The organism is Erythrobacter sp. W302b (genome assembly GCF_046452395.1).
In the GTDB taxonomy this organism is placed as follows: Bacteria; Pseudomonadota; Alphaproteobacteria; order Sphingomonadales; family Sphingomonadaceae; genus Erythrobacter.
Map to the genome: position 1 here is coordinate 2,078,777 of NZ_JBKFDH010000001.1, position 14,341 is coordinate 2,093,117.

A 14,341-nucleotide genomic window follows, 5' to 3' on the forward strand; every position below is an offset into this window, starting at 1 on the left:
CGACCATCCGCTAGCTGTCCGCATCCGTCCGATCAGCCCATTCTGCGACGGGATCGAAAAAGGATGGGAGAGTCCGAATGGTTCACGCGAAGGCGGCCCGCAGTCTGCGGGCCTTGCTGCTGACGGCGAGCGTGCTGACCGCGTCGCCGGTGCTGGCGCAGGCGCAGAGCACGGAGGCGCGGCTTGATCGGCTGGAGCGGCTGGTCGAAGGCCTGATCGCGCGGCTGGATGCCGAGGCGACCTCGCACGAGGCCGAGGAAGCGGAGATCCGCGAACAGAGCGCCGCGCTGCTCGCCGCCACCCGCGACCTCAAGGACCGCCAAGCCGAACTCGCCCAGCAGATCGCCGTGCCCAAGGGGCAGGAGGACAAGGGCTTCCGCGTCGGCAAGACCACGGTGGCCTATGCGGGCTATGTGAAGCTTGATACGCTGGTGCAGCGCACGAGCGGCGGGCAATTGCCGGACAATTCCATCGGGCGCGATTTCCTGATTCCGGCGCTGATCCCGGTCGGCGGCACAGCCTCAAGCTATGACACCGATTACAGCGCCCGCCAGACCCGCTTCATCCTCAAGACCGCCACCGATGTCGGCACGGCGCATACGCTCAATTCGCATATCGAGCTCGATTTCAACGTCACCGACGGCGGGGACGAACGCACCACCAACTCCTATGTCCCGCGCTTGCGGCAGGCCTTCATTACCTATGACAATTGGCTGTTCGGGCAGGCGTGGTCGACCTTCCAGAACATCGCCGCGCTGCCCGATAGTCTCGATTTCATTGGAGTGACGCCGGGCACCGTGTTCGATCGCCAGCCGATGATCCGCTACAGCAAGAACGGCTGGCAGATCGCGCTCGAACAGCCCGAAACCACCGTCACCACGCGCACCGGGGCGCGGATCATGGCGGGAGACGACACGATCCCCGATGTCGTCGCCCGTTACAATCTCAACCGGCCGTGGGGGTCGCTGACGGCGGCGGGCATTGTGCGCACCCTGCGGATTTCCGACGATGATTTCGGCACCGGCACGGATAGCGCGATGGCTTACGGCCTCAGCCTGTCCGGCAAGATCAAGGTGGGCGAGAAGGACGACATCCGCTTCATGGCGACCGCGGGGGACGGCCTGGGGCGCTATATCGGGCTCAACATCGTCAATGATGCGGCGCTGGATGCGGCCGGCAATCTCGATCCGATCTTCACCTGGTCGGGCTTTGCCGCCTACCAGCACCATTGGGGTGGCCGCCTGCGGTCGAGCGTGGCGGGGTCTTTTTTCAAGGCGGACAACCCGGTAACGCTGACCACCCGGCAGGTGACCGACGAAAGCTGGAACGGGTTTGCCAACCTGATCTGGAACCCGGTCGACCCGCTCGATATCGGGATCGAGCTGCTCTACGCCGAACGCTCGCTGGAAGATGGCCGAACGGGCGATCTGCGGCGGTTGATGATTTCCACCCGCTACAATTTCTGACCCGCAACAGCGAACCAATATGGCGATGTTTCACGTGAAACATCGCCGTTTTGGCATTCAGGCTGCGGTCAGGTGTAGCAATGACCCCGCAACGACCCGCCGATGACCGCGCAAGGCCCGCTCCCGGACAGCAAAAACCCCGCCAGCCGGTGACGGCCAGCGGGGTTCGTCTTGATCGCGCGCGTCTCAGAAGCGGTAGGACAGCCCCGCGCTGATCACCCACGGATCAAGCTTGTGTTCGGTCTCGATCGCCAGCGTGTTGCCGACGAACCAGCGGGCAGTGGTGTCGATGAAGTAGCGCTTCACATCGACGCTGATGCCCAGCCCCTTGTCATTCACCGGCAGATCGAAACCCGTTTGCAGCGCAAGGCCCAGCTCGTTCGACAGATTGGTTTCGGTCACGCCCAGCGGCAAGGTGGCCGCGCCCGGATCATCGGCGACCCACAGGAAGTAGGCCGGACCCGCGCCCACATAGGGCTTCAGCCCGCCCAGATCGAAGTGATATTTCGCGGTCACCGTCGCCGGGATCAGCTTGGCGTTCGACACCAGCTCCGCCCCGGCGGGAAGCCCGGCGACGGTATCGACATCGTGCTGCGTCATGCCCGCGATCGTCTCGATCGAGATGTTGTTGGTCACGAAATATTCGATTGCGAGGGTCGGCGTTACATTGTCGTTGGCCTTGGTCTGCAAGGTCGCAGGCAATCCGGGCACGTTGACGTTGATGTCCGTGATCTTGCCATCGGGCAGAACCGCCGTGGCGAGCAGCTTGACCTGAATGTCGCCAGCGCGGTCATCATCCTGCGCCATCGCAGGCGTTGCGGCCAGCATTGCAGCCACGCCGCCAACCATCAGAAGAGTCTTCATGGTATCGTCCTTCATCGGCAGCAGTGGCCACCCTCCGTGGCCCAGGTTGTTTGCTGCCTGTGCGGGCCGGATAGAACCGGAACCGCATGGCTCTCATTGATCCGGATCAAAGACCTTTGCTTTGTCGTGCGCCATTGCCGCACCATCATGGCGACGATCAGCCCTTCACCGCCCGACCTCGGGCTGGCGCATTATCTCACGGCCTTCCGCGCCGCGCTGCCTGCGGGAACGGGCGACGCGGTGACGGCTGATCGGCTCTGTGCGCTGGGTGAGGCGGCGCATCTGGCGCGCGGGGATCAGCTTGGGCCTGACGCGAAGAGCGACCGGCTGGTGTGGATTGCCACTGGCGCGGTGAAACTGGTTGCGCCCGCTGTGACGGGATCGCCGGGCGGGCAAGTGCTGGCGTTCCATTTCGCAGGCGATCTCGTGTCGGTGCTCCGCCAGAGCGCCGAGGAATCCTGGGGCGATCTACGGCTGACGGCGCTCATCGACAGTGATCTGGTGATTTTCCCTGCCGACCGCTTCCTCGACGTGGCCCAAGGCGATCCCGCCGTTCTGCGATCGGTGCTGACCCGTTCGCTGCAAGCCCTGCACCGCAGCCGCACCCGAATGATGCAGATGGGGCACAAATCCGCCGGAGCGCGGATCGCTGATTTCCTCGTCTCCATGGCCGAACGTCTGGCGGGCTGCACGGCGGGCGCCTGCGCCTTCTCCTTGCCGATGAGCCGCCGCGATATCGGCGACAGTCTGGGTCTCACCATCGAGACGGTCAGCCGCCAGCTCACCGAACTGCGCGAGGCCGGTCTCGTTACCACCGAGGGTCGTTCCAAAGTCTGCCTGTCCGATGTGACAGCGCTCGCCCGGCTCGCCGGGCGGCAATCGCGCCATGCCCCAGAGGCTTTGGCAAAAACGCATCAAATTTGATTTCGGTCAAACACAAGCACAGCGGGGGTCCGGTAAAAGCCGGGCCGACGGAAGGGATAAATCAACATGGAAACAGTCGTTCGGCGGCTGGGGGTATGGGCGCTTGTCCTGCTCGCAGCGATTGCGGCTATCGCGCTGACGCCCGATAGCGGTTTTGCCATTCACATGGGCATCGTGGCGCTGGTCGCCGTGATCCTGATCGCGGTCACGGCCACCAGCTATGATCCGATGGCCAAGGCGCAGAGCATCTTCAAGATGCCTCCCGGCCCATCGCGCTATGATGATGACGTGATCCGCTGGGGCGTCATCGCGACGATGTTCTGGGGCATTGCGGGGCTGCTCGCGGGCGTGTTCATCGCCGCGCAGCTCGCCTTCCCGCAGCTCAATTTCGAGCCCTACCTGAACTTCGGCCGGGTGCGCCCGCTGCACACCTCCGCGGTGATCTTCGCCTTTGGCGGCAACGCCCTGCTGGCAACCAGCTTCTACGTGGTGCAGCGCACCTGCCGCACCACGCTGGCCTTCCCCGGCATGGCCCGCTTCGTGTTCTGGGGCTACCAGCTGTTCATCGTGCTCGCCGCGACCGGCTACCTCCTCGGCATCAGCCAGGGCAAGGAATATGCCGAGCCGGAATGGTATGTCGACCTGTGGCTGACTATCGTGTGGCTCGCCTATCTCGCCGTCTTCGTCGGCACGCTGCTGCGGCGGCATGAGCCGCATATCTATGTGGCCAACTGGTTCTACCTCGCCTTCATCGTGACCATCGCGATGCTGCACGTGGTCAACAATCTGGCGATGCCGGTCAGCCTGCTGGGCGGCAAGAGCTACTCGGCCTTTGCCGGTGTGCAGGATGCGCTGACCCAGTGGTGGTATGGCCACAACGCGGTGGGCTTCTTCCTCACCGCGGGCTTCCTCGCCATGATGTACTACTTCGTGCCCAAGCAGGCCGGGCGGCCGGTGTACTCCTACCGCCTGTCGATCATCCACTTCTGGTCGCTGATCTTCCTCTACATCTGGGCAGGTCCACACCACCTCCACTACACCGCCCTGCCCGATTGGGCGCAGACGCTGGGCATGGTGTTCTCGGTGATGCTGTGGATGCCGTCCTGGGGCGGGATGATCAACGGGCTGATGACCCTGAACGGCGCGTGGGACAAGGTCCGCACCGATCCGATCATCCGCATGATGGTGCTGGCGCTCGCCTTCTACGGAATGAGCACCTTCGAAGGCCCGATGCTGTCGATCAAGGCGGTGAACTCGCTCTCGCACTACACCGACTGGACCATCGGCCACGTCCATTCCGGCGCGCTGGGGTGGAACGGGATGATCACCTTCGCCTGCGTCTACTACCTCACGCCGCGCCTGTGGCAGAAGGAGCGGCTCTACAGTCTGCGCATGATCAACTGGCACTTCTGGCTCGCGACGCTGGGGATCGTTTTCTACGCCTCCTCGATGTGGGTCGCCGGGATCACGCAGGGCCTGATGTGGCGCGAATACGGGTCTGACGGTTACCTGGTGAACAGCTTCGTCGACACCGTCGCGGCGCTCCACTGGATGTATGTGCTGCGCGGCGTGGGGGGCCTCATGTACCTCAGCGGTGCGATCATCATGGCCTACAACATCGCCATGACCATCGCCGGCCACCAGCGCGCCGAGGCCCCGATGGGCGACACCGCGCATGACGAAGCCAATGACCGCCCGATTATCGCCGAACCGGCCGAATGACCGCGAGCCAAGGAACGCGAACAATGACTGACACAACGCGCAAGGAACCCTTCGAGGGTCACAAGAAGCTCGAAAAGAACGTCACCCTGCTGGGCGCCGCCACGCTGCTGGTGGTCGCCATCGGCGGGATCGTGGAAATCGCGCCCCTGTTCTGGATCGACAACACGATCGAGAAGGTCGAGGGGATGCGCCCCTACACCCCGCTGGAGCAGGCCGGGCGGGACATCTACATCCGCGAAGGCTGCTACACCTGCCACAGCCAGATGATCCGCCCCTTCCGGGACGAGGTCGAACGCTATGGCCACTACAGCCTCGCAGCCGAAAGCATGTATGATCACCCCTTCCAGTGGGGATCGAAACGCACCGGGCCTGACCTGGCGCGGGTCGGCGGCAAGTATTCCGATGACTGGCACGTCCAGCACCTGAAAGCGCCGCGCTCGGTCGTGCCGGAAAGCATCATGCCCAATTACAGCTTCCTTGCCGAAGCCGAGTTGCATGTCGCTGATCCGGCGGCAAACCTCACCGCGCTGCGGCGGGTGGGCGTGCCGTATTCCGATACCGACATCGCGCAGGCCAGCACCGATCTGATGGCGCAGGCCAATCCCGATGCCGATGCGGGCGATCTCGCCGCGCGCTACCCCAAGGCGCAGATCCGCGACTTTGACGGTGATCCGAAGCGTGTGACCGAGATGGATGCGCTGGTCGCCTATCTCCAGATGCTCGGCACGCTGGTGGATGTGAACAGCGCCGCCGCACAGGAAGTGCTGACGAAGGAGCAGGACCGATGACGCTCTACACCGCCCTTCGCCACTTTGCCGACAGCTACGGGCTGGCGGTGATGGTCGCGCTCTATCTGACGCTGTGCCTGTGGCACTTCCGCCCGGGGGCCAGTCCCCACGTGGCCGCTGCGAAGCACTCGATTTTCAAGGATGACCAAGATGGCAAATAAGCGCATCGACCAACCCACGGGCACCGAAACCGTCGGCCATGAATGGGACGGGATCGAGGAGCTCAACACCCCGCTGCCGCGCTGGTGGCTGTGGACCTTCTACGCGACCATCGTCTTCGCGGCGGTCTATGTCGTGCTCTATCCGGCCTGGCCGCTGATCGACAAGGCGACCGCCGGAACGCTCGGCTGGTCGAGCCGCGGCGACCTCGCCAAGGAGATGAGCGCCGCCGACATGGCCCGGCAGGGCGTGTTCGAAAAGATCGCGGCGACCGATATCGAAAAGCTTCCTGCCTCGCCCGAGCTGATGCAGGCGGCGGTGTCCGGCGGGGCGGCGGCGTTCAAGGTCAATTGCGTCCAGTGCCACGGCGCGGGCGCGGCGGGGTATCAGCAGTTCGGCTATCCCAACCTCAATGATGATGACTGGATCTGGGGCGGGACGCTGACCGAGATCGAATATACCCTGACCCACGGCATCCGCTGGCAGAACGCCGACGAGACCCGCGTGAATTACATGCCCGCCTTCGCAGGTGTGCTCGATGCGGGCCAGACTGCGGCTGTGGCGAAGCACGTGCTCTCGCTGAGCGGCAAGGCGAAGGGCAACCCGGTCGGCGCGCAGCTGTTCGCCGACAATTGCGCCGCCTGCCATGGCCCGGCCGGTGGCGGGATGCCCGCGATGGGCGCGCCTGCGCTGAACGACGCGATCTGGCTCTATGGCGGCAGTGAGGCGGCGGTGCGCAAGCAGATCCTCGCCCCCCGTCACGGCGTGATGCCAGCGTGGAAAGACCGGCTCGATCCGGTGACGATCAAGATGCTGGCGGCCTACGTCCACTCGCGCGGCGGCGGGCAGCAGGCGGCACCGGCGGCTCCCGCAGCGCCGGAAGCGGCACCCACGGGCGATGTCGCCCAGACCCCTGCCAAGGCCGAGAATGATGGCTGACCTGAAGGATACCGAGCGTCCCGCCCCGCAGCGGGAAACCCCGCGCGACTGGGGCGCGGCGCTCGGCTCCGATGCCGAAACCCCGCGCCTCGCCTCCGTGGCAGAGGACGTGGGCTTCATGGGCAGCGCGCTCTACGAAAAGGGCAAGACGGTCCACAACAAGCGGATCGACGGCCCCTTTCGCCGCTTCAAGTGGCTGATGATGCTGGTGACGCTCGGTATCTACTATGTCACCCCGTGGATCCGCTGGGACCGCGGGCCCTATGCGCCCGATCAGGCGATGCTGGTCGATCTGGCCAACCGCCGCTTCTACATGTTCGACATCGAGATCTGGCCGCACGAATTCTACTTCGTCGCGGGCCTGCTCATCATGGCGGGCATCGGCCTGTTCCTCGTCACCTCTGCGGTCGGCCGGGCGTGGTGCGGCTATGCCTGCCCGCAGACGGTGTGGACCGATGTGTTCCAGCACGTCGACCGCTTCTTCGACGGAGATCGCAACGCCCGCATCCGCCTCGACAAGGCGCCGTGGACCGCGTCCAAGATCGCGCGGCGCACCGCCAAGTGGGCGGTCTATGCGGCAATCGCCTTCTGGACCGGCGGCGCGTGGATCATGTATTTCGCCGACGCGCCGACGCTGACGGTGGATTTCTGGACCGGCAACGCCGCCCCCGTCGCCTATGCGACCGTCGCGATCCTCACCGGCACCACCTTCTGGCTCGGCGGCTTCATGCGCGAACAGGTGTGCATCTACATGTGCCCCTGGCCGCGCATCCAGACCGCGATGCTCGACGAAAAGAGCCTCATCGTCACCTACAAGGACTGGCGCGGCGAACAGCGCGGCAGCCTCAAGAAGGCGGCGAAGAACCCCGACCAGTATGGCGACTGTATCGACTGCAATATGTGCGTCGCGGTCTGCCCCACCGGAGTCGACATCCGCGAAGGCCAGCAGATCGGCTGCATCACCTGCGGGCTGTGCATCGACGCCTGTGACCGGGTGATGGCCGAGGTCGGTCGCCCGCGCGGCCTCATCGACTATGCCACGCTCGACCAGTGCAAGGCCGAGGCCGCAGGCGCCCCCGCCACGCCCGCCTGGAAGGCGCTGCTGCGCCCGCGCGTCTTTCTCTATTTCGGCGTCTGGGGCGCGATTGGCGCAGGGCTGCTGTTCGCGCTCGGCACCCGCACCCACACCGATCTCACCGTCTCGCCTGATCGCAATCCGCCCTACATGCTGCTGAAGGACGGCTCGGTGCGCAACGCCTACACGCTGCGCCTGCGCAATATGGAAGCCCGCCCGCGCGATATGGAAGTGGCGCTGGTGGGCCTGCCTCGCGGCGCGGTGATGTGGACCGACGCGGTCAGCGTGGAAAACGCCGCGCCGGTGCAGGTCATCGCCGTGCCCGCCAACGAGACCAGAATCGTGCGCGCCTATGTGATGCTGCCACCGGGATTGGACGATGACAGCCTCGAATTCGCCTTCCGCCTGACCTCGCTCGACGAACAGGGCGAGCAGGACATCGCCGAAACCACTTTTGCCCAACCCGATCCTGCCACGCCCGAGGACGACGAATGACCCCCAAATCCAGCGCCTTCACCGGCAAGCACATGGCCGCAGTCTTCATCGGCGGGTTCGGCGTGGTGATCGCGGTCAACCTCGTCATGGCGAGCTTTGCGGTGGGCAGCTTCCACGGCACCGTGGTCGACAATTCCTATGTCGCCAGCCAGAACTACAATGGCTGGATCCACAAGGCCGAAGCCTCCAAGGCCTTGGGCTGGCAGGCGATCCCGGAGCGCCGCGCGGATGGACGGGTGGTGCTCGAAACCCTCGCCGTCCCCGCCAACGCGGCGATCACGGCCGAGGCCGAACGTCCCTTGGGTGAGCGTGAGGCCGCCCGCCTGACCTTCGTGCCGCAGGGCCAGGGCCGCTGGCTTTCCAACGAGACGCTGGGCGCAGGCCGCTGGCAGGTGCACATCGGCATCCGCGTAGGCGCGCAGGAATGGGCCGGGGAAAGCGACCTGCGATGAACGCCCCGGCTCACCTCACCCCGGATGACACCCGCCCGCTGGTGGCGACCCGCTTCACCGTGCCGGGGATGAAATGCGCCGGGTGCATCGGCAAGATCGAGCGCGAATTGCCCAAGGTCGCAGGCATCACCGCCGCGCGGGCGAATTTCTCCGCCAAGCGGGTGGCGATCAGCCATGATCCGGCGCTGGGGGAAGACGCCCTCACAGCGGCATTGCTGGCGCTGGGCTTCGAAGCGCAGCCGGTGGCCGACAATCCCATGGGCGTAGAGGTTGAGGAGCGCAAACGCCTGAACCGCGCGCTGGGCGTTGCGGGCTTCGGCATGATGAATGTCATGCTGCTGTCGGTCAGCGTCTGGTCGGGCGCGGACGGGGCGACGCGGGCGTTGTTCCACTGGCTCTCGGCGCTGATCGCCCTGCCGGTGATCGCCTATGCGGGCCGCCCGTTCTTCGCCTCGGCGTGGATGGCGCTGTCGCACCGCCGGACGAACATGGACGTACCGATCAGCATCGGCGTGATTCTGGCGACCTGCCTCAGCCTCTACGAGACCATCACCGGCGGCGCGCATGCCTATTTCGACAGCGCGGTGATGCTGCTTTTCTTCCTGCTGGCAGGCCGTGCGCTCGATGCGGAGATGCGCACCCGGACGCGCGCCGGGATCGGCGCGCTGCTCGGGCGGATGGGCAAGAGCGCTTCGGTGATCGCACCGGACGGCACCACCCGCCGCATCGCCGCCAGGGATCTGGAACCCGGCATGCTGGTGCTGGTCGCCGCGGGCGAGGCGTTGGCGGCTGACGGCGAGGTGGTCGACGGCGTCAGCGCGATCGACAATGCCATGCTGACCGGCGAAAGCGCGCCCGAGCCGGTCGGGCCGGGGAGCGCCGTGCACGCGGGCGCAATCAACCTTGCCGCCCCGCTCCGCGTGGCGCTGACCCGTGTGGCCGAGGAAACCGCGATTGCCGAAATCGCGCGGCTGATGGACGAAGCGGGGCAATCGCGCAGCCACTATGTCCGCATCGCCGACCGCGCCTCGCGGCTTTACGCGCCGGTGGTGCACAGCTTGGCCGCGCTGGCCTTTGCCGGATGGATGATCGCGGGGGCGGGTCTGCACCAGTCGCTCACCATCGCGATTGCGGTGCTGATCATCACCTGCCCCTGCGCGATGGGCCTCGCCGTCCCCGCTGCGCAGGTGGTGGCAAGCGGCGCGCTGCTGCGCCGGGGCTTGCTGGTGAAGGACGGGAGCGCGCTGGAACGCCTTGCCGAGGTGGACGTCGCACTGCTCGACAAGACCGGCACGCTGACGCTGGGCGAACCGCGCGCCGATGTAAGCACGCTGGATGCCGAGGCGCGTGCCGTCGCGCTGGGCCTGGCGCAGGCGAGCCGCCATCCCTTGAGCCGCGGCCTCGCCGCTGCATGCTTGCGCGAAGGGGTGCAGCCCGCCGCCATCGACAACATCCGCGAAGAAAGCGGCATCGGCCTGACCGGCACATGGCAGGGCGTGGCGGTCGCGCTGGAGAAGCCCGAAGGCGAAGCGCAGGCCCTAGCCACAACCCTGCGCATCGGGGACACCGCGCAGATCATCACCTTTGCCGATCCCCTGCGGCCCGATGCCGTCGCAACCCTCGCCGCCCTGCGCACCGAGGGGATTGCCGCCAGCATCCTTTCGGGCGACCGCGCTGCGCCGGTCGAAGCGATGGGTCGGGCCTTGGGTCTGACCGCGCAGGCGGAGGCCACCCCGCAAGCGAAACTCGCCATCCTGGAAGCCCTCAAAGCCCAGGGCCGCCATCCGCTGATGGTGGGGGACGGGCTCAATGATGGCCCCGCTCTCGCCGCTGCCCACGCCTCGATCGCGCCGGGCACCGCATCCGACGCCAGCCAGCAGGCCGCCGACGCGGTGTTCATTGGCGAAGGGCTGATGCCGGTCGCGCTCGCGGTGCGGGTCGCCAAGGCGACGATGCGGATCGTGCGGCAGAATTTCGGCTTTTCGATTGGCTACAACCTGCTCGCCGTGCCGCTGGCGGTGTTCGGCCTCGTTACCCCGCTGATCGCCGCCATCGCCATGTCGGTCAGCTCGCTGGTGGTGGTCGCCAATTCATTGCGCCTCGCCGGAGCCGCCAAATGACCGGCCTCGCCTTCCTCATCCCCATCGCGCTGGGCATGGGGTTGCTCGGCCTCGTCGCCTTCCTGTGGTCGATGCGCGAGGGGCAGTATGATGACATGGACGGCGCGGCGAACCGCATCCTGATCGACGATGACGAGCCGCTGGAGCAGGACGCATGAGCGCCGCTCTCCCAATGGCAATCGCAGCGCTGGTGCCGGTGATGCTCGGTCCGGCACCTGCCACACACACGGTGATCACCGCGACCCTGTGCAATGGCGGCACCATCACCATCCCGCTCGGCAATGATGCGCCCGCGGACGATAGCCGCAACTGCCACCCCAAGGGCTGCCACGCCGGAACCTGCCGCGAACGCGACAAATCCGGCAATTTGATTTCGCGCAAAGACGCCTTGTGATGGGGTTCGCTAACGCGAACCGCGGGGCGGGTGGTCTGCCGCGACAAAGGAGCGCTCGACAAAAATGTGGACCTATCACCCCGACCTCCTCGCCACGCCGGTGCCGCGTTACACCAGCTACCCCACCGCCGCCGATTTCGGCCCGCTCGAACACGGCCAGATCGAGCGTGCCATTGCCGAGGTGTCGGGCGATATCTCGCTCTATCTCCACATCCCGTTCTGCGAGAAGATTTGCTACTATTGCGGTTGCAACACCGGCGCTTCAGGCAAGCGGGCGCGGGTGGAAGGTTACCTCGCAGCATTGCATCAGGAAATCGCCACGGTCGCCAGCCTGCTCCCGCAAGCCGCGCGGGTGCGGCGGATCGCCTTTGGTGGCGGCAGCCCCAACGCGATCGAGCCGGGCGAATTCCTGAGCCTCGTGGATGCGCTCCATGCCCACTTCCCGCTGTTTGCCACGGAATGGTCGATTGAACTCGATCCGCGCAGCCTCACCCCCGCATGGGCGCCGGTGCTGGGTGAGGTCGGCATCACCCGCGCCAGCATGGGGGTGCAGACCTTCGCCGCGCATTGCCAGAAGGCGATCGGGCGCGAGCAATCGCTCTCCATGATCGGCCGCAGCGTTGACCTGTTGCGGGGGGCGGGGGTCACCAGCCTCAATTTCGATCTGATGTACGGGTTGCCGCACCAGAGCGAGGCCGACCTTGAAGACAGCCTTGAATACACCCGCAAGCTCGGCGCGGACCGGGTCGCGGTGTTCGGCTACGCGCATGTCCCGCATCTGGTGCCGCGTCAGGCGATGATCCCCGAAGACGCCCTCCCCGGCGCGGCGGCGCGCTTCATGATGGCGAGCCAGGCCCATGCGATGCTGACCGGGCATGGCTATGACGCGATCGGCTTCGATCACTTTGCGCTGCCGCATGATCCGATGGCCGCTGCGGTGCGCAGCGGCAGGCTGCGGCGCAATTTCCAGGGCTTCACCGATGATCCCTCCGATGTGCTGATCGGCTTGGGCGCGAGCGCAGTCAGCGGCTTTCCGGGGCTGCTCGCCCAGAATGAAAAACACACCGGTCGCTACCGCCAGCTTTCCGGCGAGGGGCGCTTGTCGGCGAACCACGGGATCGTGCGCAAACCGCAAGATGCCTTGCGCGGCGGCGTGATCGAGGCGCTGCTGTGCCGGGGCGAGGCGGAGCTTTCGCCCTGCCTGCTGGCCGAGGTGCAGGATCGACTGCGCCCCTTCACCGCCACCGGACTGGCGCGGCTCAACGGCAACCGGCTCGCCATTCTGCCCGGCGGGCTGCCCTATGCCCGCGTGATCGCCGCCATGTTCGACAGCTACCGCGCTGCCAATCAAAGGAGTTTCAGCTCGGCGATCTGACCGCCAGACGAAGGCCCGCCTCGCTCCTTGCATGAATTGCAATTTGCCCTGATAGTTTGCCGCATAGTGAAAGGCGGAGTCTCTATCGCGCGCATACAAGCAATACTGGGGGGGAAACATCATGGCAGTGACCGATCACGTCGACCTCAATGGTTTCATGGAGGGCGTGAAGAAGCGCAATCCGCACCAGCCCGAATTTGTCCAGGCGGTCCAGGAAGTGGCCGAGGACATCTTTGACTTCATGCAGGACAAGGAGGAGTATCACTCCCAGCAGATCCTGCGCCGCATCGCCGAGCCTGACCGTGTCGTGTCCTTCCGCGTGTGCTGGGAGGACGATGCTGGCAATATCCGCGTCCAGCGGGGCTGGCGCGTGCAGAACAACAACGCGATCGGCCCCTACAAGGGCGGCATCCGCTTCCACCCCTCTGTCACCGAAAGCGTATTGAAGTTCCTCGCCTTCGAGCAGACCTTCAAGAATGCATTGACCGGTCTCCCCATGGGCGGCGGCAAGGGCGGATCGAACTTCAACCCCAAGGGCAAGAGCGTGCGCGAGATCATGCGCTTCTGCCAGTCCTTCATGACCGAGCTCTATCGCCACATCGGCGCCGACATCGACGTGCCCGCAGGCGACATCGGCGTGGGCGGGCGCGAGATCGGCTTCATGTTCGGCCAGTACAAGCGCATCACCAACAACTTCACCGGCGTGCTGACCGGCAAGGGTCTGGAATGGGGCGGCTCGCTGATCCGCACCGAAGCGACGGGGTACGGCGCGGTCTATTTCCTCGCCAACATGCTAGCGACGAAGGGCGAGACGCTGGAAGGCAAGACGGCGGTGATCTCGGGTTCGGGCAATGTCGCGACGCACGCTGCCGAAAAGATCGTGCAGCTGGGCGGCAAGGTGCTGACCCTGTCCGACAGCGGCGGCTTCATCCATGATCCCGACGGCATCACGCAGGAAAAGATCGACTGGGTGAAGACCCACAAGACCCACCGCCGCGGGCGGATCGAGGAATATGTCGCAGCCTTCCCGCGCGCGACGTTCCACGCCGGCAAGACCCCGTGGGGCGTCCCCTGCGACGTGGCGCTCCCCTGCGCCACGCAGAACGAGTTGCTGGGCGAGGACGCCAAGACGCTGGTGGCGAACGGCTGCCGCGCGGTCAGCGAAGGCGCGAACATGCCGACCGACCTTGACGGCGTGCACACCTTCAAGGCGGCCAAGATCCTCTATGCCCCCGGCAAGGCTTCCAACGCGGGCGGCGTGGCGGTCTCGGGCCTCGAAATGAGCCAGAACTCCGAACGCCGCTCGTGGAAGGAGGAGGAGCTCCAGCAGATGCTCAAGGACATCATGTCCGGCATCCACAACTCCTGCATCCGCTACGGCGATCAGGGCGGCGGCTATATCGATTATGTGAAAGGCGCGAATATCGCGGGCTTCAAGAAGGTGGCGGATGCGATGCTGGCGTTTGGGGTGGTTTAGGCCCCCGTGCGCCTCATGGTGCAGTGCCTGCCGCCCTAGGTCCCAGCTTTCGCTGGGATGACGAAAGGGCAAATATCCACGCCCATGCCGA

At 65.7% G+C, this 14,341-nt stretch carries 14 protein-coding genes; 13 read left to right on the forward strand and 1 reads right to left on the reverse strand.

Annotation, left to right across the window (positions count from 1 at the left end):
• Positions 1-77 precede the first annotated feature (77 nt).
• Positions 78-1,466 carry a DcaP family trimeric outer membrane transporter gene (locus ACLBKT_RS10015; protein ID WP_410182770.1) on the forward strand — a complete coding sequence of 463 codons (1,389 nt, stop codon included), beginning with the start codon at positions 78-80 and terminating at the stop codon, positions 1,464-1,466.
• A gap of 186 nt (positions 1,467-1,652) precedes the next feature.
• Here ACLBKT_RS10015 and ACLBKT_RS10020 read toward each other — a convergent pair whose 3' ends face one another.
• Positions 1,653-2,330: an OmpW/AlkL family protein gene (locus ACLBKT_RS10020; RefSeq protein ID WP_410182771.1), complete on the reverse strand. Its 678-nt coding sequence runs from the start codon at positions 2,328-2,330 to the stop codon at positions 1,653-1,655.
• Positions 2,331-2,477: 147 nt separating this feature from the next.
• Here ACLBKT_RS10020 and ACLBKT_RS10025 point away from each other — a divergent pair, with 147 nt between their 5' ends.
• The 12 genes from ACLBKT_RS10025 (at position 2,478) to gdhA (ending at position 14,250) form a co-directional block, all read left to right on the forward strand.
• On the forward strand, positions 2,478-3,254 hold the full coding sequence (locus ACLBKT_RS10025; protein WP_410182772.1) for a Crp/Fnr family transcriptional regulator: 777 nt from the start codon (positions 2,478-2,480) through the stop codon (positions 3,252-3,254).
• A gap of 66 nt (positions 3,255-3,320) precedes the next feature.
• Positions 3,321-4,976, forward strand: a complete 1,656-nt coding sequence (ccoN, locus tag ACLBKT_RS10030; protein WP_410182773.1) for a cytochrome-c oxidase, cbb3-type subunit I — start codon at positions 3,321-3,323, stop codon at positions 4,974-4,976.
• A 23-nt stretch (positions 4,977-4,999) separates the two neighbouring features.
• Complete coding sequence (gene ccoO / locus ACLBKT_RS10035; RefSeq protein WP_410182774.1) at positions 5,000-5,764, forward strand: cytochrome-c oxidase, cbb3-type subunit II; 765 nt, start codon at positions 5,000-5,002, stop codon at positions 5,762-5,764.
• Positions 5,761-5,925, forward strand: a complete 165-nt coding sequence (locus ACLBKT_RS10040) for a cbb3-type cytochrome c oxidase subunit 3 (RefSeq protein ID WP_410182775.1) — start codon at positions 5,761-5,763, stop codon at positions 5,923-5,925. Before ccoO ends, ACLBKT_RS10040 begins: the two co-directional genes overlap by 4 nt.
• Positions 5,915-6,862 carry a cytochrome-c oxidase, cbb3-type subunit III gene (gene ccoP, locus ACLBKT_RS10045; protein WP_410182776.1) on the forward strand — a complete coding sequence of 316 codons (948 nt, stop codon included), beginning with the start codon at positions 5,915-5,917 and terminating at the stop codon, positions 6,860-6,862. Before ACLBKT_RS10040 ends, ccoP begins: the two co-directional genes overlap by 11 nt.
• 118 nt (positions 6,863-6,980) lie before the next feature.
• Entirely contained in the window at positions 6,981-8,432 is a 1,452-nt protein-coding gene (gene ccoG / locus ACLBKT_RS10050) for a cytochrome c oxidase accessory protein CcoG (RefSeq protein ID WP_410183676.1), read from the forward strand.
• On the forward strand, positions 8,429-8,884 hold the full coding sequence (locus tag ACLBKT_RS10055) for a FixH family protein (protein ID WP_410182777.1): 456 nt from the start codon (positions 8,429-8,431) through the stop codon (positions 8,882-8,884). The genes ccoG and ACLBKT_RS10055 overlap by 4 nt, the downstream gene beginning before the upstream one ends.
• Positions 8,881-11,004: a heavy metal translocating P-type ATPase gene (locus ACLBKT_RS10060; RefSeq protein ID WP_410182778.1), complete on the forward strand. Its 2,124-nt coding sequence runs from the start codon at positions 8,881-8,883 to the stop codon at positions 11,002-11,004. Before ACLBKT_RS10055 ends, ACLBKT_RS10060 begins: the two co-directional genes overlap by 4 nt.
• On the forward strand, positions 11,001-11,162 hold the full coding sequence (gene ccoS, locus ACLBKT_RS10065) for a cbb3-type cytochrome oxidase assembly protein CcoS (protein WP_410182779.1): 162 nt from the start codon (positions 11,001-11,003) through the stop codon (positions 11,160-11,162). The genes ACLBKT_RS10060 and ccoS overlap by 4 nt, the downstream gene beginning before the upstream one ends.
• A complete protein-coding gene (locus ACLBKT_RS10070; protein ID WP_410182780.1) occupies positions 11,159-11,398 on the forward strand; it encodes a hypothetical protein in 240 nt (79 codons plus the stop codon). Before ccoS ends, ACLBKT_RS10070 begins: the two co-directional genes overlap by 4 nt.
• A 64-nt stretch (positions 11,399-11,462) precedes the next feature.
• Complete coding sequence (hemN, locus tag ACLBKT_RS10075) at positions 11,463-12,773, forward strand: oxygen-independent coproporphyrinogen III oxidase (protein ID WP_410182781.1); 1,311 nt, start codon at positions 11,463-11,465, stop codon at positions 12,771-12,773.
• 121 nt (positions 12,774-12,894) lie between these two features.
• Positions 12,895-14,250, forward strand: a complete 1,356-nt coding sequence (gdhA, locus tag ACLBKT_RS10080; protein ID WP_410182782.1) for an NADP-specific glutamate dehydrogenase — start codon at positions 12,895-12,897, stop codon at positions 14,248-14,250.
• The last annotated feature ends 91 nt before the right edge of the window (positions 14,251-14,341 follow it).